Consider the following 23,039-nt stretch of genomic DNA (forward strand, 5'->3'; position numbering starts at 1 on the left):
TCTTTAATTTGTATTTTCAATATTTTCTTTGCTTAAATACAATGTTTGCGATGGGAATGCAAAATCCAAATTTTCCTTTTCAAATTCTTCCCTTATTTTTAAATTAACGTTTTCACAAGTATTTAAATAATAATCATAACTTAGATTGTTAACGTAATATTCTACACGTATATCTAAAGAATAAGACCCATAATTTGTAAAATTAACCCTTATGGGGTCTACAACCCCTTCTTCGTCATTTAATATCTTTTTTACAATGTTTGTTGCTTTTATAATCTCTTCTTTTGAAGTATCGTAGGTAAGTCCCAGTGTTACAACTGTCCTTCTTTTTCTTCTTGCACTTTTATTTTCAATTTCCGAATTTATTATATCCATATTTGGTATTATTAGCAAGCTATCATCAAAAGAACGTATTTTTGTACTTCTAAGTCCTATTTCTTCAACAAAACCTTGCCCAGTATCCCATTTTATCCAGTCGTGAGTTATAAATGTATTATCTGTATAAATTATAATTCCCGCTATGAAATTTTCTAAAGTAGGTTTTGAAGCCAAAGCTACAGCTAAACCACCAATACCCAAACCTGCAACTACTGTGGCAATATTAAAACCCATATTTTCCAGTGCTAAAATTATAGCTCCCAAAATAATCATTATTTTTAATAATTTTCGAACCGGTGGCAATATATGACCATGCAATCGATTGTCAGAGTCTTCAATTCTCGGGTTGATATAATGTACAAACATTTTGTCAATAAATGACATTGTGAACAATACCATCGCAATAATATATGAAATTGATATTGCGTCATTTAGCAAAACTCTACAGTGTGGTTCTAAAGTTAAAGAAAGAGACGCATATCGGACTGCACTAGTAAATATAAATATTACAATTGGAGTAATTGCTGAATCGATAAAAATACAGTCTATTCCATTCCTTCCATTTTTAATTTTGTTTTTTAATCGATATTCTAATAATTTTTTTATTAATTTTGCAACCAATATTCCCAATAAAACGTAAATTATAAAATAAAAATACTTATATATTGGATTTCCAAAAAGCATATCGTTTATAAACTCCATTATAGTAACCCCCTTGGTTAAAATTACCTATAAAATACAATATGTAAAGAAAATTAATAATAGCTAATTAAATACATTTAAATCTATAATATATTATAACATATTCGAATATTATATATGTTATTTATTACTTGATTTAACTAAAAAATAATATAAAAATATAAAAATAAAATAATATAAAAATAAAAGTAAAACTAAAGATAAAAAGAAATATTAAAATTATTTAAATGTTCATTTCTTTCATTTTTTCCCTAATTGGGGTCACAATTTTAATCATTGCTTCTGCAACCATATTTTTTAAGTCCATTGGGTGTAATCCTTCCACGTATGCTTTTTCTAATTCTTCGTAGGTGTTAAATACGATATTTCCACCGTATTTTTCAGGTCTTTTCAATTCTGCAGGATAATCTAAATAATAGTGTGCAATTTCTAAAATTGGATTTCCACTAACTTCTTTCATAGGACAGTATGCTTCTTTTATTTTTTTATTAATATCGCTATCTTCATCATCCGCAGCAATTAAATTTCCTTTTGAAGATGACATTTTACCAACGCCGTCTAATCCTGATAAAACCGGATTATGTAAACAAATTGGTGTTTCAAAATCCATGTTTGGCAATAATTCTCTAGCTAAAACGTGTATTTTTCTTTGTTCCATTCCACCGACAGCTACTGCAACTTTCAAGTATTTTATATCGTTTACCTGCATTAAAGGGTAAACTACTTCTGCTACTTTTGGGTTATCGTCTTCTCTTGCGATAACTTCCATACTTCTTCTTGCTCTTTTTAATGTAGTTTTTAAAGCCAATTTGTAAACATCTTCTGTATATTGGGCTCCTAATTGGTATTCTGAGCCATAAACGTAATCTGCTTCAAGTCCCATAGCTTCAAATACTGACCTATTGTATTCACCCAATTCCCTAATTTCTTCGAGGGTACCTTTTTGATTCAAGTAAGCGTGGAAGTCTGCCAATAAAATTACAACTTTAAAGCCTGCTTTGTGTAAATCCATCATTTTTCTAATTTGTAAGTAATGACCCATGTGAATTTTACCACTTGGTTCAAAACCTATGTATGCTATCTTTTCCCTTTTGTTTGTTTCGTCGGATAACATTTCTTTTAATTCGTCTTCTCCGATAATTTCAACACTGTTCCTTTTAACAAGGTCAAATTTCTCATTAGCGTTCATTCTATCTACCTATTATGTATTAATCAATAATTTATAATATTATACTTATAATGTATTGTATAATGTATTGTATAATTTATCTTATACTATTGCATATGGTTATAAAGTTATATATTGTGAAAAATCATATTTATAAAATTAAAATATAGATTAAAATATGAATTAAAATATGAATTAAAGTATTAAATAAATACGAGTTTAATATATTAAACACTTCTGTATATAAATTTATAGTACCATTAAAATATCCAAATAATATAGTTATTATTTTAGTTATTAAATACTAAATATTAATTTTATAGTTTCTATCATCGCTACTATAATTTATATATATTATGTAACAACTATGTAATAAGATAGTTAAATTTTATTAATAGGTGAATTATGAAAAGAGTTATATCAGTTAGTGGTTCTGAAGAAGAAACAGTTGAAATATGTGAAAAGGTTGCTAAATTAGGTTTGGAATGTTCCTTTGATTCAAAGGTTAAAAGTACTGACGGCTCGATTTCAAGTATTATGATAAAACTTTATGGTAATGACCGTATAAAATTAAAAGAAGACCATAAAGATATTTTAGCAATAATAACTGACGTTAAAAACAAATATAATGCAAATAAAAAGGGAATGTTTACATATCAATTAAATGATTTAAAAACACCTGTTAACAAAGACTTGATAATAGATGCTTTAAAATACTCTAAAATAAAATGCGAGTATTTAAAAAGTGAAAACGAGTTACTTGCAGAAATAACCGCTCCAGAATTAGATGATTTACTTAAAGAATTACAAGAAATCTATGTAGATTTATCTTATTACCCTATCGGTTCAAAACCGGTTAAAAATGCCGTAGTACTTGGAGTATACATCTCAGGTGTTGAAATGGAAGATATATTGGAATTGGGGCTTGAAAAAGGTTGTTTTAGAGAAGAAGATGATAGAATTGTGCTAAATATGGATATCAATAAAGTAAAAACTATATTATGCAATGAATTAAAGAATTAATGAATTAAAGAATTAAAATATTGATATAATTAAGATATAAATCCTGCAGATAACAAAATATATAAATAAAATATGGCCTATATACTTATAACTACCGAAATTATGAGTATGATAAATAATTATTTATTAAGTATAAAATGTAATTATTACAAGTATTATATTACAATTTTAAAATTTTTTATAATTACGCTATATAACCATAAACCATATTGGTGAAAACATGATTAAAATTATAAAGCAAACGGAAAACTACCTTGAATTTGAATTAAAAAACGAAGACCATTCGTTACCTAACATATTAAAAGATATAATGTTAGTAAAAGAAAATGTAATAATGGCTTCATACAACGTTGAGCACCCGGTTTTAGACCCTGAAAGTGGTAAATATATCTCAAACCCAGTTTTAGTTTTAAAAACTGCTGAAGGAACTAGTGCAGTTGAGATTTTAAAAGAAAGTTTAAGCGATTTAATCAAGTTATGTGATGAAGGATTAAAAAATTTATAATCCACGTATTTTAATACATATATTGAGTTATAACTCTCCATATATACTATTTTTTTAATTTATTAAGTCTTTAAAATGATAATATTGTACATTAAATTGTGATGTAAAAATATTAAATAGAAAGCTATTTAATCCATAAATTAAATAAATTTGTACTATTAAATAGTTAAATATTTACATTTTTAAACATTGTTGGTGAAAAAATGGTAGACGTTATAAACCAGAAAAATCCCATTTTAGCAGGTATTTTGTCCTTTTTAATTGTTGGTGCAGGTCAAATGTACAACGGCCAGATTAAAAAAGGTATATTGTTACTTATAGCTGGTTTAATCTCAGGATTTTTATTGTTCTTCTTAATTGGATTTATATTATTACCTATTGTTTACATATATGCGATTTACGACGCTTACACTACTGCAGATAAAATAAATAAAGGCGAAATATTTATTAATTAAATTTATATTTTTTTATTTTTTAATATTTTTTATTACCCATACTACAAATTTCTATATATAGTTTAACGACAATAGCATTATACAATATTATTTCTTTAAAAATTTTTAAAACATTTAAAACATTTAAAACATTTAAATTTTATTTTTATCGTAGTAATATTTATATAATAGTTAATCAATATTAGATTTGCTCCATGTTAAGACTGAGAAGTCATATAACAATTACAGGAGGCTACACAATGGACAGTGTAAAAATAATAAACGCAGTGAAGGAGGCTCGAAATTCAGCAAAGCCGCGAAACTTCACACAGTCTGTTGACCTTATCATAAACCTTAAAGAGCTTGATTTGTCAAGACCTGAAAACAGGATGAAACAACAAATCGTTCTCCCAAGTGGTTTAGGAAAAGAAATCAACATTGCTGTGATTGCTAAAGGAGATTTAGCTGCTCAAGCTGAAAGCATGGGCCTCACTGTAATAAGACAGGAAGAATTAGAAGAATTAGGAAAAAATAAAAAGCAAGCTAAGAAATTAGCTAACGCAAACCAGTTCTTTATTGCACAAGCTGATATGATGCCTATCGTAGGTAAATCATTAGGTGCCGTTTTAGGTCCTAGAGGTAAAATGCCACAACCTGTTCCTGCTAATGCAAACCTTAAACCTTTGGTTGAAAGATTTGGTAAAACCATTAGCATTAACACAAGGGATAAAGCATTTTTCCAGGTTTACGTAGGTAAAGAATCAATGAGTGATGAAGAACTTGCAGCAAATATTGAAGCAGTATTAAATACTGTTGCTAGAAAGTATGAAAAAGGACTTTATCACGTTAAAAACGCATTTACAAAACTTACAATGGGTGCTTCTGCGCCTATAGAAAAGTAGAGGGGTTGAGATTATGAGTGAAGTAAAATTTGAACATAAGATTGCCTCTTGGAAAGTAGATGAAGTTAACTCATTGAAAGAATTACTTAAAAGTGGTAATGTAATTGCTCTTATCGATATGATGGAAGTTCCTTCAGTTCAACTTCAAGAAATTAGAGACACAATCAGAGACTCAATGACTTTGAAAATGTCAAGAAATACGTTAATGAAAAGAGCGATTGAAGAAGTCGCTGAGGAAACAGGTAATCCTTCATTCACAAAATTAATTGATTGTATGGAAAAAGGTGCTGCACTTATTGCAACCGAAATGAACCCATTCAAACTCTACAAGACTCTTAACGAGAGCAAAAGCCCTGCGCCAATTAAAGCTGGAGCTACTGCACCTTGTGATATTGAAATTAAAGCTGGTTCAACAGGTATGCCACCAGGACCATTTTTAAGTGAATTGAAAGCTGTAGGTTTACCTGCTGCAATCGAAAAAGGTAAAATTGGTATCAAAGAAGATACAATCGTTGCTAAAGAAGGAGATGTAGTATCCGCTAAATTAGCCGTGGTATTATCAAAATTAGATATTAAACCTATGGAAGTAGGTTTAAATGTATTAGGCGTTTACGAAGATGGAATTGTATACGACCCTGAAATATTAAAAATTGATGAGGATGAATTCCTCGCTAAATTACAAAGTGCTTACACTGGTGCATTTAACTTATCCGTTAATGCAGTTATTCCAACATCAGCTACAATTGAAACAATCGTACAAAAAGCATTCTCCAATGCTAAGGCTGTATCAATTGAAGGCGCATTCTTAACATCAGAAACCTCAGACGCTATATTAGGAAAAGCTACCGCTCAAATGTTAGCAGTTGCTAAATTAGCTGGTGAAGATGCTTTAGATGATGAATTAAAAGGAATGGTAAGTGGTTCAGAAGTAGAATCAGCTCCTGCAGCTGAAGAAGCTCCTGCAGCTGAAGAAGAGAAGAAAGAAGAAGCTCCTGCATCAGTAGGTATGGGATTATTATTCTAAAATCTTCAATTTTTTAGTATATCATATGAATAAATTTAATATATTTGATTATAGAAATATAATTATAGGAAAAATAACGATTTAAAAAAAATCTAAGGTATATATTGAAAAAATATATATACTTCAATAGATTATCTGAAAACTAATAATTATAAAAACACAAAACTAAGTAAATTATTAGTATTTGAGGTGTACTTTATGGAATACATATACGCAGCTTTATTATTAAACTCAGCAGATAAAGAAATCACAGAAGATGCAGTTAAAGCAGTTTTAACCGCTGCTGGTGTAGAAGCAGACGATGCAAGAGTTAAAGCATTAGTTGCTGCTTTAGAAGGAGTAGACATTGAAGAAGCTATTGCAAAAGCAGCAGCAGCTCCTGTTGCAGTTGCAGCAGCTCCTGCAGCAGCTGAAGCTCCTAAAGAAGAGAAAAAAGAAGAGAAAAAAGAAGACAACGGTGCTGCAGCAGCAGCTGGTTTAGGCGCTTTATTCGGATAATTAAATTAAATCCGAATACTCTTATTCTTTTTAATAAATCATATGATAAAACTTGTTAATTTGGAACATTTAATATTATTAAACTATTTTTTATATCATCTTACAGATTATAATTATATATATTAATATAAAAATATATTTATAAATTTAAATATAGTTATATATCACATATTTAGTAACTATTTTCTGCATATTTAATAGAATATAATAGAATAGGGTGTAATATAATATAATATAATTGGGACTTATATTTAATAAATTATAAAAAGTATATAAATACCTTTATATACTATATAAATAAAACTTATATTATATGTAATATAGGTGAGAGCTATGGAACCTGAAATAAAAATTGTTAATGTGGTAGTTTCAACACAGATAGGAACAGATATAGACTTAGAATATGCTGCAGATGTTTTAGACAACGCAGAATATGAGCCAGAGCAATTCCCGGGTTTAGTTTGTAGATTAAGCGACCCAAAAGTTGCATTATTAATATTTAGAAGCGGTAAATTAAACTGTACTGGTGCTAAAAATAAGGAAGAAGCAGTAATAGCTATTAAAAAGATAATTGCAGAGCTTAAAGAAGCAGGTATGGAATTAATTGAAAATCCAGAAGTTAACGTTCAAAACATGGTTGCTACAACCGAATTGGGCATGGAACCTAACTTAGATGATATTTCGACATTAGAATGTACTGAATACGAACCAGAGCAATTCCCGGGTTTAGTATACAGATTAAGCGACCCAAAAGTTGTAGTATTAATATTTGGTAGCGGTAAAGTTGTTATAACAGGTTTGAAGAAATTTGAAGACGCATATATTGCATTTAACAAAATATTGACTACATTAAAAGAGCTTGAAGAAGAATTTTACTAATAAATATTAATACATATTACCTATTTTATCCATTTTTAAAACATACTACTAATTGTATATTTTTATTTTTACAGCATATTTTTTAAATAATTTTTATTTTCATCATATTAAATCAATACAATAACAATTATTGGGAGATATTAAAATATGTATATATACTATAATTGTGTACTTTTTATGTAATTTAATTTTAATTTAGGTTAAGTCCATTATTTTATTGATTTATTAGAAAATTATATAGTAACTAATTATACAGGTGCATGTGAAATTATGATTGCCATTATCGATTATAACGCAGGAAACTTAAGAAGCATTGAAAAAGCATTTTCAATTTACGAAAGGGACGTAAAAGTTACAAATGACCCAGAAATTATATTATCCGCAGATAAAATTGTATTACCTGGCGTAGGAAACTTTGGAGATTCAGTAAAGAATATAGAAGCTGTTAAATTTGATGAAAAAGTATGTGACAAAATAAATACAAATTGTTCAAACTTAAAAGAGTTAATTACCCAAGATATTGGAAAAGTACCTTTTTTAGGCGTCTGTGTTGGAATGCAGTTATTATTTGAAAAAAGTGAAGAAAGTGAAGGAGCAGGATTAGGCGTATTTAATGGAGAAGTAGTTAAATTTACCAATGTTCCAAAAATACCACATATGGGTTGGAATAACGTCAAACAAATCAAAGATATACCATTATTTGAAGGAATAAAAGACAATGACTACTTTTATTTTGTCCACTCATATTATGTAAAAACTTTTGACGAAAAAATAATTGCAGGTATTTGTGATTACGGTACAAAGTTTACCTGTGCAGTTAATAAAGATAATATATATGCTACACAGTTTCACCCTGAAAAAAGTGGAAAATCCGGCTTAAAAATGATTGAAAACTTTGTAGAATTAATTTAAAAATAGAAATAAAAATAAAAGTAAATATAAAATAAAAATAAAATAAGAAATAAAAAAATAATATAATATAATATAATAAAAAATAAAATTAAATTCTATTTTTTTATAAATTAATATATTGGTCATATCATTTTATTTATTATAATAAGTAATCTTTAGCTACGTCAACGCCACATCCTGCGTTGTATCCAAGTTTTTTAAGACCTGCTTCAATTAATGCTAAAGTACCTAATATATGGTGCTCTTTTACACTACCCATGTGTCCTACTCTAAAGATTTTACCTTTTAAGTGAGCTTGACCACCTGCAACTAAAACGTCGTAATCTTTGTTTAAAGTTCCTCTGAAATCCTTGTCACTTATTCCTTCAGGGTATAAAGCAGATGTAACTGTTACAGACCTTGCTCTTTCTTTTGCGAATAATTCAAGACCCATTGCTTCTAAACCTGCTCTTGTAGCTTCTGCGAATTTATCGTGTCTTTTGAATCTGTTGTCCAAACCTTCGTCAAGTACAAGCTCTAAAGCTTTATTCATTGAATAGGTCATTGATACTGATGGTGTGTAAGGTGTTTCTTTACTACTGTCCCATTTTTTCTGGTAAGCTTTGATATCCAAATAGAATGATTTAGTCTCGGTATTATTGATAACGTCCCAAGCTTTGTCATTTACTGAGATAGCTGCCATTCCAGGAGGTGCAGCAATACATTTTTGGGAGCCTGTTACACAAATGTCGATGTTAAATTTATCCACATCTACGTAATCGCCACCTAATGAAGAAACTGTATCTACAATGTAGATTGCGTCGTGTTTTTTCACTATTTTTCCAATCTCTTCGATAGGGTTTTTTACACCCGTTGATGTCTCGTTGTGAACGATGGTAACTACTTTTGTATCAGGGTTTTCTTCGAGTGTTTCTTTAACCTTTTCTACATCTGCCATGTCTCCCCATTCATTATCGAGCTTTATTGTGTTTGCTTTATAGGTATTTGCAATTTTGTAAAACCTGTCTCCAAAGTTTCCATTTACTATGTTTAGTACTTTATCCCCTTTGTCCACGGTGTTTGAAATTGCCATATCCATTGCTGCAGTTCCTGAACCTGTTATTAAGTGAGCGTCATGTTTTGTTTGGAAAACTTTTTTCATTTTGTCCACTGTATCTTCCAAAAGTGCCCCATAATCTGCGGTTCTATGCCCAATAATAGGTAAGGACATTGTGTTTAAAACTTCGTTTGGAACCATTGTAGGTCCAGGTATCATTAATAACTTTTCAGTATTCAATTTCATCAAATCCCTCGAGGATATTGTTGTTTTATTTTTTAGTTTATTATTTGGAATTATTTATAAATTATTTTATTATATTTTAACTATATTCTATATATTTTGATATATTATACATATTTTTACATTGTTTAATAGTATAAATAGTTAATTTATTTAGAATACAATATATTTAGGGCACTAATTTTAGAATACTAATATTAGTAAATATAAATAATCCAATATTATTATCGATATCCTTTTTAATTACTATTATATAATAATTAGCATAACTAAATTTAAAATAAAATGTCAAATAATACGTCAAATAATAAGGATATACCTATAAAATATAATAATTTAATAATTCAAGGTATGAGGGATAAAATGAACAAAAACGAAGAAAATAAAAGTCCATTTGAGGATAAAGTTTGTGAAATTTGTGGAAAACCTGCAAAAACATATCGATTTGGAGCTATAATCTGCGAAAATGAGGAATGCCTTAATAAGGCGATGAGTCAACGAGGAGGTCCTGCAGGACATCAGCTAAGAGTGGCTTCTATAGGTACCTTGAATCCGGTTAAAATTAGCGCAGCTCAGGAGGCCGTAAGTCGTGCCGTAGGTAGTGTTTTGATAACTTCAGTAGATGCAGATAGTAAAGTATCTGACCAGCCTATCGGATTCGATGAAACATTTAAAGGTGCGTACAATAGGGCAAAAGAAGCGTACGATAAAGCTTCTTCGATGTATGGTATAGGTTTAGAAGCAGGTATTGTTGAAATTGGTGAAAAAAAGTTGGACATCCATATTTGCGTAATTTACGATAGTTTTAGACATACTGTGGGTACATCTTCAGGATTTCAAATACCTCAGGAAATACTTTCAGGGATTGAAAAAGGTGTTGAATGTGGAGAAATTGCAGGAAAAATATACAATAATCCAGAAATAGGTAAAAATATAGGTTTAATAGGACGTCTTACTGATGAAAACATCGTTAGGAAAGATTTATGTAAGCAAGCCATTACTATGGCGTTAGTACCAAGATTAGCGCAGAATATGACCACTAAATTCTAAATTATATTTATAATACTGTTTTAATTAGGATTTATTTTTTTATTTTTTTATTTTCACTTATAACCACAAACAATAGATTATTTTGGATATTCTAACAAATAAAATATAATTAAATGGTTAAATTATTAAATAAAATAGAAAAGCATAAAAACATAGGTTGGATAAATATATAAAAGTAATTTAAAGAATTCTACAAATTTTATAAAATTTATAATTTATTAGTACTCAAATTAAAAATAAAACATTATATAGGACATTTAATAATAGGTATTATTGAATTCACTACATCAACATATTGCTTGGCTTAGCTAACAGGGTATTCGTGTCAATTTATCATTTTTAAAAACTAAGATTAAAAAATACGAAAATTGAAAATTGAAAATTGAAAAAATATGAATAAGCTTAAATACCGATAATAATCTAATTTAATATATAATGTGTTATTTTTGTTTTCACATTGGGAGAGGATATTGTGAAAGTAAATAATTTAAAATGTGGCTACTGTGGGGCATGCGTTGGCATATGTCCGAGGAATGCAATAGAACTTATTGAAAATAAAATAGAAATCGACAACGAAAAGTGTAAAGGTTGTAAACTTTGTAAAGAAATATGTCCAGTAAATGCTTTGGAGGAATAAATATGAGGGCACTAATTAACAGTTACGACGTCGTAGTTATCGGCGCAGGACCTGCGGGGAGTATGGCTTCGTATAATGCTTCAAAGATGGGAGCTAAAACACTATTAATAGAAAAATCACAAGAAATAGGTGAACCAGTACGTTGTGCTGAAGCAGTTCCTAAAATTGATGAATTATATGGGATACCTGCAGACCCAAGTTTTGTACGTACCACATTAGACGGTGGTTACATAATAGCACCAAACGGTAAAGTAATAGCAATTAGGGGTGGAAAAACTGATGGATACGTTGTTGAAAGAAAAATATTCGATAAACACCTCGCAATCAGAAGTGCAAACCAAGGCACTAAAATCGCCGTAAAAAGTAGAGTTACAAATATCGAAAAAGAAGGAAGTGGATATGTTATAACTATCAATCATATGGGCGAAGAATACAAAGTAAGAACCAAAATAGTTATTGCTGCAGATGGTGTTGAAAGCTCCATGGCCGAGATGGTTGGTTTAAAATCTAAAAAGAATGTTAAAGAAGTATGTTCTTGTGCGGAATATGAAATGATAAACGGAAAATGTATTGACGATAAAATGCTCGAGCTATACTTTGGAGGCGTTGCACCACAAGGTTATGCCTGGATATTCCCAAAAGGAGATACTGTAAACGTAGGTTTAGGTATTATCGGGGGTAAAAAGAGTGCATTAGAGTATTTAGATGATTTTATAACTAATCCTATACTTGAAGGAAGATTAGAAAATGCCACACCTGTTGAATTTAAATGCGGTGGTGCACCTGTTGGAGGACCTATTGAAAAAACGTATGCTGAAGGTTTCATTGTTGTGGGTGATGCTGCGGGTCAGATTAGTCCATTAACTGGTGGTGGAATATCACTTTCTATGGATTGCGGTTTAATTGCTGGAGAAGTAGCTGCAAAATGTATTAAACAGAACAATTGGTCCGAAGAAGCTATCAAAGAGTATGAAACAATTTGGCACGAAAAATATTTACATTTACTCAATAATGACTTAAAATATAAAAGTATCCTTCAACAATTAACTGATACAGAATTAAACGCCATAGGAGATTCTATAGAAGGGGATTTAGATGATGTGAATGTTCCAAAAATAGCATTAAAGGCAGTTAAAAAGTCACCGTCATTATTGAAATACTTAAAAGAGATATTATAAAAATTAAATTAATTTAAATTAGTCTAATTTATTTTTTAAATTATTTTTTGTTGATTATTTTATTATTTTATTATATTATTATTTACTAAACATTTTAAATATGCTTTTCCTATATTCGTAAATAAATAACAATCCAATAATGAATATAACTAATAAAACGTTTTCTTTTACAAATATTGATAAATAACCCACTTTAGGAATTACAAATAAATTATCATTCCAAGATAAAGCTCTTTTCTTAATTTGCTCTGGTTTGACAAGTTCGGGGTCCCTATCCTGATTATTATCCCCTTTGATGATATAGTAGATATTACCATTTTTATCAGTGTAATTTCCAATAATCCTATGAATTACAGGCCTAATATTTCCGTTATCAGGGTATATTCCATACTTATAATTTTCATATACTATTAACTGGTTAGGATAATTCCCCAATTCGGGAACCCAGTGCGCATCGTAAATAACTACATCCCCAGTCTTTACATTGTTTAAATCAAATTCAAAACCGGCGTTTTCAACTAAAACAAAGTCCCCTCGTTCCATTATTGGATACATACTATTGGAAACAACTACATTAACATGTGTCCAGATTAAAAAGAACAGTACTACGAAAATTACAAATTCTAAAATACTTCTACTGATTTTTTTATTTTTTTTATTTGTTTCAGTATTTTTATTAGGTTTCTTATGATTATTATCTTTATTATCCAAATCAGATATCTCAAATGTATTATTACCTTTATTGTTGGTTTTATTGCGAGTGGATTTTTTAGTAATAATACCATCTCCATTAATATTTAATATAATTGCTTATTACATTTTAATATTATATTCATAGTTCATATATATTACTAATCATTATTTTAAAATTAACCATAATCCATATAGCCTATAGCATACATATACGGCGATATTTCCGAAAGATTTATATAGTTTGAATTGCAAAGTTAAAAATGTAAAAGACAGAGGTGATTTCATGGCAGAAATTCCAGTAGCTCCAGTAGTGAGAATATTAAAAAAAGCAGGCGCTGAAAGAGTAAGTGAAGGTGCAGCAAAATTATTCGTAGAAGAATTAGAATCAATTGCAATGGATATTGCAAAAGAAGCAGCAGAATTATCAAGACATGCTGGTAGAAAAACCGTTAAAGTAGAAGACATCAAAATGGTTTTAAAAAGATAATTTAACGGTTATTCTTTATATTTTCGTTTTAAATATTGTTAATTACTTTTAAAAATATTATAAAACACTGTATTGATTTACAATATACTTTTATTTATAATATTTTTATCATTTTTAATTAATAAAATGATAAAAGTATACCACTTTCGAATTGCTATTAAATTGCTATTTTTGAATTATTATATCGACATGTTGAATCGTTGATTATTTTAGTATTATTATGTTATACTTGTCAGTGTTATTTTGTACATATAGTTAGTATCCTAATATATTGTATAAATATCTAAAAATTGTGAAAATTGCATTTTAATTTTCGGTATTTATATGGATTTCGGGCTATACTTTTATATAGTGAATGAATATAATATTTAGGAATTTTTATCCGTAACTTTACCAATAATTTATTCATAAAGTCTGAACTATAATAGTTCGCTAGATTAATTTTAATAATAGTAAAAGTAAATTTAAAAGAAATTAAAAGAAATTAAAAGAAATTTAAGAATAACATAGAATGGTAAATAATTTCCAAAATTGAAATTTAAAATTGAAATTAAAATTAAATGTCAAATATGGTATAAAATAATAAGATATACGAGAATAAGAGGTTTTGAAATGAGAGTTGTATTTGCGTTAGGCGGTTCTGTATTAATGCCCAAAGAAGGGGCTTCAAAAGAAAATATTGCATCTTATGCCGAAACCTTCAAAAAACTAAAAGATGAAGGTCACGAAATTTCCGTTATCATTGGCGGAGGAAACACGGCTAGACAATACATTTCAATCGCAAGAGAATTTACAAATGATGCCTTTTGTGATGAAATAGGGATTATGTCGACTCGATTAAATAGTATGCTTTTAATATCTGCGTTAGGTAATTACGCTGTCAAAAATGTTCCTACAAGCTTTAAAGAAGCTGAAACTATTTTGAATTTAAACAAAATTGTCGTTATGGGCGGTACTCATCCTGCACACACAACCGATGCGGTTTCTGCTTCATTGGCGGAGTTTTTAGATGCTGATTTATTAGTAATTGCTACAAATGTGGATGGCGTATATACAAACGACCCACGTATCGATTCAAACGCTAAAAAACTAAAAGAAATGACAATTTCAGAATTATTGGAAATTACAGGTAATTGTTCAATTTCGGCAGGTTCCTCAAGTGTTGTGGACCCATTAGCATCTAAAATAATCGATAGAGCAAAATTAAAAACAATTGTGGTTAAAGGAACTCCATCTGAAATCATTGGTTCAATTAATGATAATCACGACGGTACCACAATATTACCATAATCATTATTTATTTTATTTTAACTATTTTAACTATTTTAACTAACGATAACGATTTTAAACTATTAACATTATTATTTTATTACATTGAGTTATATACAAATTTATTACATAACTATATATTTTAAAAATAACAATTTGATAATATATAATAATAGAAAATAATTAAAATATATGATTAAACTATATGATTAAATATAGCATACTAGGGTGTAAAATATGGAAAAACATAAACATTGTATAAACTGTGGATTATCAGTACCTCCAGAAGAAGACTTTTGTTCTACAAAGTGTAAGGAAGAATATGCTAAAAGAAGAAAAAAAATGTTAAGAAGTCAACTTTTAATGTTTGGTGCTTTTGTTATAGTATTTGGTGCTTTGATAATATCAAAATATTTAAATTAAATACAGGGCTTAACTGTAAAACTTAATCATATTTGATATGTCAAATAATTGCTAAATAATTTTATTTAATTTTTTAATTCATATCTTATTTTAATATAGTCTAAAATTATTTCAAAACTAACGAGGGATGGTTATGAGTAATACTAATTTAAAAAAATATAATATTTACGAAATTGGAAAATATTTTAAAGGTCAAAAGCCAGAGGATAAAAATCACGTTGTAATCTATGAGGAATACATTCCTTGTATGGAAGGCTTAGCAGTTGGTAACAAAATCATGCTTTTATTTTGGTTTGATAAATCAGATAACGAAGAAAAAAGAAGTATTATGAAAGTTCACCCACGTGGAAATGTGAAAATACCAATAAGAGGAGTTTTTGGTACTCACTCCCCAGTTAGACCTAATCCTATCGCTTTATATGATGTTAACATATCAAAAATTGATTTTGAAAAAGGTATAATTTATATTGAAGAGGAAATTGATGCTTTTGATGAAACTCCTTTAATTGATATTAAAGTATCCGCTAATTCTTTAAATTTTGAAAAATATGGCGAAAAAGTTGAAAGTTACGATAAATATGGATGTAAATAAAATAATAATAAAATAATAAAATAATAAAATAAATTTTAATTTATAAAATTGTGAAAATATGGAAATTTTAAAGAACCTTCCGATAACTGATAACCATATACATATTGATGAAAAAAATGGTATGGGTTCGGTAAAAGTTGCCCAAGTATTTGAAAAAGCAGGCGGTAAAACTATGATAATCCCCAATAAACCTGCTTTTAGTTTAGAATTGGAAAAACCAATTGATGAATTACTTTTGTCATTACAAAGAATTGAAGAGGAAACAAATGTAAAGGCTTTCGGTATGGCGGGAGTACATCCGGTAGAATTTATTAACTTCGTTAGAAATGGTATGAGCATTGAAGAAGCCAAAAATAGAGTTATTCAAGCACTGGACTATTGCCAAAAGATTGTAATGGAAAATGACAATATTGTAGGGATTGGGGAAATTGGTAGACCACATTTTGAATTAACTGGCGATGATGCAGAAATACTATGGGCTACATCAAACGAATTGTTTACTTATAGCATGGCACTTGCAAAAGATGCTGATTGTGCCATCCAAATACATGCTGAAAGTGCTTCAGATGCACAGTTTAAAGAATTTTCAGAAATGGCAAAATCGGTGGGCTTAAATCCTGAAAAAGTAATTAAACATCATTGTGATAATCGGGTTAATGAAGGTATCAAATATGGAATTATGCCTTCAATTGTGGCATCTTCACCTTGTGACGAAGCTATAGCTATATCTGACCGTTTTTTAATGGAAACGGACTATATAGATGATTTAAAGCGCCCTGGTGTGGTATTAGGTATAAAAACCGTTCCGAGACGTACAAGGAAACTCCTGCAAAACGGTTTAATGACTGAGGAAATGTGCTATAATATTCATAAAAATAACGTTGAAAAATGCTATAATATTGAAATTGACTTTTAATTAGAATATAAAGGAAAAATAAGTAAAATAAAATAGTAAAATAATAATATAAAAAAATAATATATAATTAATATATTGGTATTATAATTCTCCCATTAATTTAGGGAATCCATTATAATAACTTTCTTTTATTTCTTCTGATGAAATGTTTACAATTTCTTGACCGTTTAATTCAACTTTTAATTGTTTTTCGGCTGTTAAATTGCCCAATTTTGTTGCAAATATCTCGTTACTACTGAATTTTGAAATTACGTACTCCATAATTTCAGGGGTTACTGCAACTAAGATTCTACCTGATGATTCAGAGTAAAGATTTGTTATATTTGATAAATTGCTGTTGATAGCAATATCCACACCCAAATCAGTATTCATTACCATTTTGCTTAATGCAATAGCCATTCCTCCTCTCGAAAGGTCAACAGCTTCGTTAATTAATCCATTTTCGATTAAATCAACTAATATATTGTATGTATTCATTTCTTTTTTCAAGTCCGCTTTTGGGATAAATCCATCTTCAGTGTTATGAATTACTTTGTGGTATTCGCTACCGCCCATTTCTTCCTTAGTTTCACCGATTAATAATAAAACATCGTTTTCTTTTGGTTTCACTAATACATTAGGTATTAACTCGATGTCTTTAATTTTTCCGATGATGCTTATTGTAGGTGTTGGGTTTATAGGGTAATCTTTACCTTCAATGATTGTTTCGTTGTATAAACTTACGTTTCCACCCACAACAGGAACGTTTAAAAACTCTGCTGCGTCTGTTAATCCTTCGATTGACTTTTTAAGTTGCCAGTATCTTTCAGGCTTTTCAGGATTTCCAAAGTTTAAGTTGTCCAACATTCCAATAGGTCTAGCACCTACAGTCGCTAAATTTCTTACGCTTTCACATACTAAGGTTTTAGCTGCTTCGTAAGGGTTTAATTTTGAGAATGTAGAGTTACAGTCAGCTGTTAAAGCTACACCCATTGGGTAAATATCTTGTACTTTTAAAGCTGCTGCATCCTTTCCTGGTTTTACAACGGTTCTTAATTGAACTTCGTGGTCGTATCTTTCATATATGTTTGATTTTGAACATATGTTTGGACTTTCTAGCATAGTTTTAAGTGTTTCGTTGTGCTCTTCCTTAGTTTTTGGAGTTTTTGCGTCTGCTTCCAATTTCTCTGTATCTTCTGCTTTTTCTTTTATATCTTCTTTTTCAGGCAAATCATACAATGGAGCTTCACATAATAACTCGAGCGGTAAATCAACTACTAATTCATCATTGTGGTAAGCAATTAATCTTTTGGTATCTGTTGTCTTACCGATTACTGCGCAAGGTAATTCATATTTTTCGAAAATACTGAGTAATTCTTCTTCAGAGCCTGCTTTAACAGCAAATAAATTTCTCTCTTGACTTTCTGAAATCATTATTTCGTAAGGAGTCATTCCTTGCTCCCTTAAAAATACGTTTTCAAGGTGTAATTCTGCACCTACGCCACCACTAAAGCACATTTCGGAACATGATGAGGTTATACCTGCTGCCCCTAAATCCTTCATTGCTTTTACATTGCCGGTTTTACAAGCTTCTAATGTTGCGTCGATTAATTTCTTTTCTTTGAATGCGTCGCCGATTTGAACACTTGGCCTGTCGCCTTCACTTTCACTGGTTAAGTCTTTTGAAGCAAATGAAGCCCCCCCAATACCATCTTTTCCAGTATCGCCCACTAAAATTATAGATAAGCCTTCTTCTTTTGCCTTACCTTCAATAATTTCATCTTCGTGGACTAAACCAATAGCCACAACATTTACAAGGTTATTGTAGTCATATGATGAATCGAATTCGCATTCTCCACCAACTGTTGGGACACCGATTCTGTTACCATAGTCACCAATACCGCTCATAACTCCATCTACGAGCCATTTTACCTTATCTTTTTCATTTCCTTTGATGTCACCAAATCTAAGTGCATCTAATAAAGCTATTGGCTTTGAATTCATTGAGATGATATCTCTTATAATTCCCCCAACTCCTGTTGCTGAGCCGTTGTATGGGTCGATATATGACGGGTGGTTGTGGCTTTCCATTGCCATAGCTACGCATATGTCTTTATCTAGTCTTATAATTGCTGCATCATCTCCAGGACCTACAATCATATTTGGGTTTTCCTTTACAGTTCTTCCAAACATTTTTAAAAGGTTTTTAGAGCTTCTGTATGCACAATGTTCACTCCATAAGTTTTCAAACATTGCTATTTCTACATCATTTGGCTTTCTGCCCAATTGCTCTTCAATAAACTTCAAATCGTTCGTATCAACCATTTTTACACCTTTGTATATGTAAATGAGACATATATATGTTAAAATATAATTTTAATTTTGGTAAACTTAATACATAATAAATTATGTTTTTGTATATATTATTATGTGTATTTTTGGGAAATTAAGAAAGAAAAACGAATAAAATAAAAATAAAATTAGAATAATAAAAAAAGTTATGTTATAACGTTATATTATCATGTTAAAATTAAATATTAGCATAGCGTAGCAACAATTACGTTATCTTTTACTCTGTGAATTTTCACATTTACAGTATTTCCAAGTAATTTCTCCGTATTTTTACAGTTTATTATCTGAATTACCCTATCTCGAGCAATTCCGATAACTTCTCCAAATATACGTCCTTCAGCCACCACTTTTACATTTTCAACAGTCTCATTTAGTGAAAATGGGCACGGTATCCGCCTCATAGGTCTAGAACCATAGTATTTTAAAGGAGTTTTTAAATGAACGTCAAATCCTTGTTTCGTATATTCATTTTCAAGGGTATTTAGTAATTCATAAAATTTCTTAAAGTCCCAAATTTTCATATTTGGTACTTTTCTACCAAATTGATATGTTAAGCATAATTGTACGCCCAAAATTGGATTTAACTTATTTGTAATTGGGTTTATTGTATTTTGAGGAATCCTATTCTGTAAATCAACCGCATAATCGATTACTTTTCTAAATTCTTCATCGTTATAACCAGGAAGTAGTAAAGGGGCTATTAAAAGGTGAATTTTTGAATTCTTTACGTATTCTGCCATTTCTTTTATTTTTTCGATGTTGTAAGTTTTTTTACCCGAAAGACCTTTTGAAAATTTTTCATCCATTGCGTTTATTGACAAATTTATTCTATGCAAACCTGCTTCTTCTAACTCATCAATTAACTTGTAAGATAAATTAACCCCATTTGATTGAATTGAAACAATTCCACTTCCTTTACTAACAACGTCGTTCAATCGTTCTACTAACTCGGGTAACGGATGATATAACATAGGTTCACCTTGACCATCCAAGTGTGCTTCAAGTTTATTATTTCCCTTATATCCTACAACACGTTCAAAAGTATTTATTAAATGGTCTATATCTACATAATAATCGTTTATTCTTGATTTGGACGGTGTTCCTTCATCTACAGAACAGAATGGACATCGTATATTGCAACCGCTATGTCCCCTAACTTGAATAATATTTGTGCCCCTATCGATTACTCCAAAAGCCGTATGTCCCATTAAGGGGATATTTTCAGTTACATATATTGTTTTACGTCCTGTAACTTTATTTTTGAGATTTGATGCTAAATTCATAGATATATTAGTTAATATATCACTTTTAATATTATTTATATTCTTTAAAGCATATTTACTCATTTCATCTTTAAAGTCATCCAAAATTATCTTTTTATTGAAACTTTCATCTTTTTCATCTTTTTCATCTTTGTCTTCGCTATTATTAGGTATTGTTATATTACCGTATTTTTTAACATTTTTTGGGATTTCTACTTCATAATATTTATTTATGCCAATTTTTAACATTTCAAATTTTTTATTTTCAGCTTTATCTTCAATACTTGTAATCATTTTATAATTTGAAAAATCTAAAATATGAGGTGCTTCCGTAGATAAATTTTCGTCGTGTTTGTTATTTTTCCTTTTTTTATTATCTTTTGCCATAATTAACCCTTAAGTAATTCAAATTCTTGATGGATTTCTTGTTTAAATTATTACATAACTATATACGCTAAGTTTTAAATTAGATATAGTATTATTTAATATTAAAATATATTGAAAAATATATATTAAAAACAATACATTTTAGGAATAGTGTAGATAACATGTTATGTGTGATATTATGGAAAATTATTCTTCAGAATTATATAAAATTATTGAAAATTACAAACAAAATTTTAATGAAAATTTAAAAATTCTTGATGCTTCAGCTTTTATACACGGGTATAATCCAATGTTAGAGGACGGAGAGCATTTTGCTACAAATAACATTGTTGAAGAAGTAAAAACAAAAGAAGATGTTGTTTTTTTGGCTTTAGAGTCTAACCGTGTTAAAGTAATGGAACCCAGTACCGAAATACTAAACATTGTTAGAGAAACAGCTTTAAAAACAGGTGATGCTGTTTCAGACAATGATATGGAAATTTTAGCCCTTGCAATTCAGCTTTCTGGCGTACTTTACACCGATGACTACGGTATTCAAAATGTTGCAAAAAAATTTGAAACAAAAATTAAAAACATCAGTATGGAAGGAATTAAAAAGGAATTTATTTGGCGTAAGATGTGCAAAGGCTGTAAAAAGCTTTATAATGTAAATTGCGGAAGTGAAACATGTGAAGTTTGCGGAAGTGAACTAGTTAGGAAGATGGTTAAAAAAAGAATTAATAAAGGCGGTACAAATAAAAAATATAAAAAAAATTCGAATAAAAAATATAAAAAAGACAGTAATGAAATTGTTTGGAAATAATAGGGTAATAGAAAAATAAATTATAAATTATAAAAATAAAATATTGATAAATTAAAAATAAATTAATTTAGATTAGAATTAAATCATTTCAACGAATGCTTCTAATCTTGTTTTTATTTGTTCTTTGTCGCTTTCGGAGTAGTCTGTTTCTACCCTTATGATAGGAATTCCTGCTTCCTTAAGTGCATCTTCAACCAAAACGCCTTCAATGTTAAAGTCGTGGCAGAATTGTAATGTATAGTACACTACACCATCTACTTTTTGTTCTTTTACTAATTCTTTAATTCTATCTATTCTTTTATCATTTTTGTAAGCTACAGCACAGTTTATTTTGAAGTATCTGTTTGCTACGTCTTCAATTGTGTTACCTTCAACGTAGTTTTCGAATTTTCTTGTACCCGTACAGGTTTCTTCCCCTACAACGATACCGCCAACTTCTTCAACAAGGTCTACAATTTTGGTATTTCCTGCGGTCATTGGACAACCTGCGATTAAGATTCTTTTTCCTGTATATCCTTCGCCTTTTGATACTCTTTCTTCTAATTCCGCTACCAATTCTGTTAAAATTTCTATTCTGTCCTGTATGCTTAATAAGAATGATTTTTGGAAGAATGATAAAGCATCTTTACCTGATATAGGGGTTGGGTCGTTTGCTCTTAATTCGTAAATTTTGTAGAATAATTCTCTTTCTTTGTTTTCTAAAGCAATAGCTTCAGCTAATTTTTCGTCTGTAATTTCGTTACCGGTGAATTCTTCAATTAATTCCTTAAATTTAATAACTTCATCGACCCATAATTTTCTAGAAGCTTCATCTCTGAAATGAGGTAAGTGCATAACGTGCATTCTTGCCATTTCTTCCATTTTTTCGAACATTTTCTTTTTACCATCGCAAGTTGTTTCACCTACAACGATGTCTGCTGCTTCAAAGTAAGGGCAAGCTTTATCTTTTTTAAAGCCGTATGATGATTTGATTAATGGACATAAGTTTCTTGGTAAATCTTCTTCAGCTGATGGGATTGTTGAGTCTTTACCCCCACATAAACCAACTGGTACGCTACCTGATGCGTGTATTAATTCCGTAGGTACAAAAGTACAGAATAAACCGAATACTTTTTTACCGGCGTCTTTTTCTGCGTATAATTCATCTTTTCTGTTTGCAAAAGCTTCATTTAACTTTGCAACTGATTTTAATTCATTCATTTTGTCACCAAAGTTAGTTTAATATTCGTAATATTTGATTTTAATATATTGATACATTAGTATTTTATGAGAATGTTAGTTTTGGAATATTTGAAGTATTTTTAGGTA

Annotated in this window: 24 protein-coding genes; 17 read left to right on the top strand and 7 right to left on the bottom strand. The window is 29.5% G+C overall.

The window, feature by feature from the left end:
* Positions 1-3: 3 nt before the first annotated feature.
* Both M2325_RS05440 and M2325_RS05445 read right to left on the bottom strand, forming a co-directional pair.
* A complete protein-coding gene (locus M2325_RS05440) occupies positions 4-1,080 on the bottom strand; it encodes a mechanosensitive ion channel family protein (RefSeq protein WP_209591079.1) in 1,077 nt (358 codons plus the stop codon).
* Between the two features lie 223 nt (positions 1,081-1,303).
* On the bottom strand, positions 1,304-2,269 hold the full coding sequence (locus tag M2325_RS05445) for a tyrosine--tRNA ligase (RefSeq protein WP_259051831.1): 966 nt from the start codon (positions 2,267-2,269) through the stop codon (positions 1,304-1,306).
* A gap of 384 nt (positions 2,270-2,653) precedes the next feature.
* Here M2325_RS05445 and M2325_RS05450 point away from each other — a divergent pair, with 384 nt between their 5' ends.
* From M2325_RS05450 to hisH, 8 genes are all read left to right on the top strand, one after another.
* A complete protein-coding gene (locus M2325_RS05450; protein ID WP_209591081.1) occupies positions 2,654-3,271 on the top strand; it encodes a DUF2067 domain-containing protein in 618 nt (205 codons plus the stop codon).
* A gap of 220 nt (positions 3,272-3,491) precedes the next feature.
* On the top strand, positions 3,492-3,776 hold the full coding sequence (locus M2325_RS05455; protein WP_259051833.1) for a DNA-directed RNA polymerase subunit L: 285 nt from the start codon (positions 3,492-3,494) through the stop codon (positions 3,774-3,776).
* A gap of 203 nt (positions 3,777-3,979) precedes the next feature.
* Positions 3,980-4,231 carry a DUF4870 domain-containing protein gene (locus tag M2325_RS05460; RefSeq protein WP_259051835.1) on the top strand — a complete coding sequence of 84 codons (252 nt, stop codon included), beginning with the start codon at positions 3,980-3,982 and terminating at the stop codon, positions 4,229-4,231.
* Positions 4,232-4,470: 239 nt separating this feature from the next.
* Positions 4,471-5,112, top strand: coding sequence for a 50S ribosomal protein L1 (locus tag M2325_RS05465; protein WP_209591135.1), 642 nt, complete (start codon positions 4,471-4,473; stop codon positions 5,110-5,112).
* 13 nt (positions 5,113-5,125) lie between these two features.
* Positions 5,126-6,136 carry a 50S ribosomal protein L10 gene (locus M2325_RS05470; protein ID WP_209591085.1) on the top strand — a complete coding sequence of 337 codons (1,011 nt, stop codon included), beginning with the start codon at positions 5,126-5,128 and terminating at the stop codon, positions 6,134-6,136.
* A 198-nt stretch (positions 6,137-6,334) separates the two neighbouring features.
* Entirely contained in the window at positions 6,335-6,634 is a 300-nt protein-coding gene (gene rpl12p / locus M2325_RS05475) for a 50S ribosomal protein P1 (protein WP_209591086.1), read from the top strand.
* A gap of 333 nt (positions 6,635-6,967) precedes the next feature.
* Positions 6,968-7,513, top strand: a complete 546-nt coding sequence (locus M2325_RS05480) for a TATA-box-binding protein (protein WP_209591087.1) — start codon at positions 6,968-6,970, stop codon at positions 7,511-7,513.
* A gap of 270 nt (positions 7,514-7,783) precedes the next feature.
* Entirely contained in the window at positions 7,784-8,425 is a 642-nt protein-coding gene (gene hisH, locus M2325_RS05485) for an imidazole glycerol phosphate synthase subunit HisH (RefSeq protein WP_259051837.1), read from the top strand.
* Positions 8,426-8,564: 139 nt separating this feature from the next.
* Here the strand turns inward: hisH and M2325_RS05490 are convergent, their stop codons facing one another.
* A complete protein-coding gene (locus M2325_RS05490) occupies positions 8,565-9,707 on the bottom strand; it encodes a pyridoxal-phosphate-dependent aminotransferase family protein (RefSeq protein WP_374759681.1) in 1,143 nt (380 codons plus the stop codon).
* 360 nt (positions 9,708-10,067) lie between these two features.
* Here M2325_RS05490 and yjjX point away from each other — a divergent pair, with 360 nt between their 5' ends.
* The 3 genes from yjjX (at position 10,068) to M2325_RS05505 (ending at position 12,569) form a co-directional block, all read left to right on the top strand.
* Positions 10,068-10,754 (top strand): inosine/xanthosine triphosphatase, encoded by a 687-nt coding sequence (gene yjjX, locus M2325_RS05495; protein ID WP_209591090.1) that lies wholly within the window; start codon positions 10,068-10,070, stop codon positions 10,752-10,754.
* Between the two features lie 472 nt (positions 10,755-11,226).
* Positions 11,227-11,391 (top strand): 4Fe-4S binding protein, encoded by a 165-nt coding sequence (locus M2325_RS05500; RefSeq protein WP_374759682.1) that lies wholly within the window; start codon positions 11,227-11,229, stop codon positions 11,389-11,391.
* 2 nt (positions 11,392-11,393) lie between these two features.
* A complete protein-coding gene (locus tag M2325_RS05505; RefSeq protein ID WP_259051839.1) occupies positions 11,394-12,569 on the top strand; it encodes a geranylgeranyl reductase family protein in 1,176 nt (391 codons plus the stop codon).
* A 78-nt stretch (positions 12,570-12,647) separates the two neighbouring features.
* Here M2325_RS05505 and M2325_RS05510 read toward each other — a convergent pair whose 3' ends face one another.
* The gene (locus M2325_RS05510; protein ID WP_259051841.1) at positions 12,648-13,280 is read right to left on the bottom strand and encodes a S24/S26 family peptidase; all 633 of its coding nucleotides are present in this window, start codon (positions 13,278-13,280) and stop codon (positions 12,648-12,650) included.
* A 265-nt stretch (positions 13,281-13,545) separates the two neighbouring features.
* Here M2325_RS05510 and M2325_RS05515 point away from each other — a divergent pair, with 265 nt between their 5' ends.
* The 5 genes from M2325_RS05515 (at position 13,546) to M2325_RS05535 (ending at position 16,949) form a co-directional block, all read left to right on the top strand.
* Complete coding sequence (locus tag M2325_RS05515; RefSeq protein ID WP_013181070.1) at positions 13,546-13,749, top strand: histone family protein; 204 nt, start codon at positions 13,546-13,548, stop codon at positions 13,747-13,749.
* Between the two features lie 612 nt (positions 13,750-14,361).
* A complete protein-coding gene (gene pyrH / locus M2325_RS05520) occupies positions 14,362-15,039 on the top strand; it encodes a UMP kinase (protein ID WP_259051843.1) in 678 nt (225 codons plus the stop codon).
* 216 nt (positions 15,040-15,255) lie between these two features.
* Positions 15,256-15,441 (top strand): DUF2116 family Zn-ribbon domain-containing protein, encoded by a 186-nt coding sequence (locus M2325_RS05525; RefSeq protein ID WP_209591093.1) that lies wholly within the window; start codon positions 15,256-15,258, stop codon positions 15,439-15,441.
* A gap of 133 nt (positions 15,442-15,574) precedes the next feature.
* Positions 15,575-16,033 carry a TrmO family methyltransferase domain-containing protein gene (locus tag M2325_RS05530; RefSeq protein WP_209591094.1) on the top strand — a complete coding sequence of 153 codons (459 nt, stop codon included), beginning with the start codon at positions 15,575-15,577 and terminating at the stop codon, positions 16,031-16,033.
* A 58-nt stretch (positions 16,034-16,091) separates the two neighbouring features.
* Entirely contained in the window at positions 16,092-16,949 is an 858-nt protein-coding gene (locus M2325_RS05535; protein WP_209591095.1) for a TatD family hydrolase, read from the top strand.
* Between the two features lie 81 nt (positions 16,950-17,030).
* On the opposite strand, the gene purL is transcribed toward M2325_RS05535, so the two are convergent.
* Both purL and M2325_RS05545 read right to left on the bottom strand, forming a co-directional pair.
* A complete protein-coding gene (gene purL / locus M2325_RS05540) occupies positions 17,031-19,253 on the bottom strand; it encodes a phosphoribosylformylglycinamidine synthase subunit PurL (RefSeq protein ID WP_259051846.1) in 2,223 nt (740 codons plus the stop codon).
* A 212-nt stretch (positions 19,254-19,465) separates the two neighbouring features.
* The gene (locus M2325_RS05545; RefSeq protein WP_374759683.1) at positions 19,466-20,929 is read right to left on the bottom strand and encodes a radical SAM protein; all 1,464 of its coding nucleotides are present in this window, start codon (positions 20,927-20,929) and stop codon (positions 19,466-19,468) included.
* A gap of 178 nt (positions 20,930-21,107) precedes the next feature.
* Between M2325_RS05545 and M2325_RS05550 the strand changes: the two genes are divergently transcribed.
* Positions 21,108-21,731 carry a PIN domain-containing protein gene (locus tag M2325_RS05550; RefSeq protein WP_259051848.1) on the top strand — a complete coding sequence of 208 codons (624 nt, stop codon included), beginning with the start codon at positions 21,108-21,110 and terminating at the stop codon, positions 21,729-21,731.
* Between the two features lie 78 nt (positions 21,732-21,809).
* Here the strand turns inward: M2325_RS05550 and M2325_RS05555 are convergent, their stop codons facing one another.
* Positions 21,810-22,931: a double-cubane-cluster-containing anaerobic reductase gene (locus M2325_RS05555; RefSeq protein WP_209591099.1), complete on the bottom strand. Its 1,122-nt coding sequence runs from the start codon at positions 22,929-22,931 to the stop codon at positions 21,810-21,812.
* Positions 22,932-23,039: the final 108 nt, after the last annotated feature.

Source organism: Methanococcus voltae PS (assembly GCF_024807035.1).
Lineage (GTDB): Archaea > AGJL01 > Methanococci > Methanococcales > Methanococcaceae > Methanococcus > Methanococcus voltae.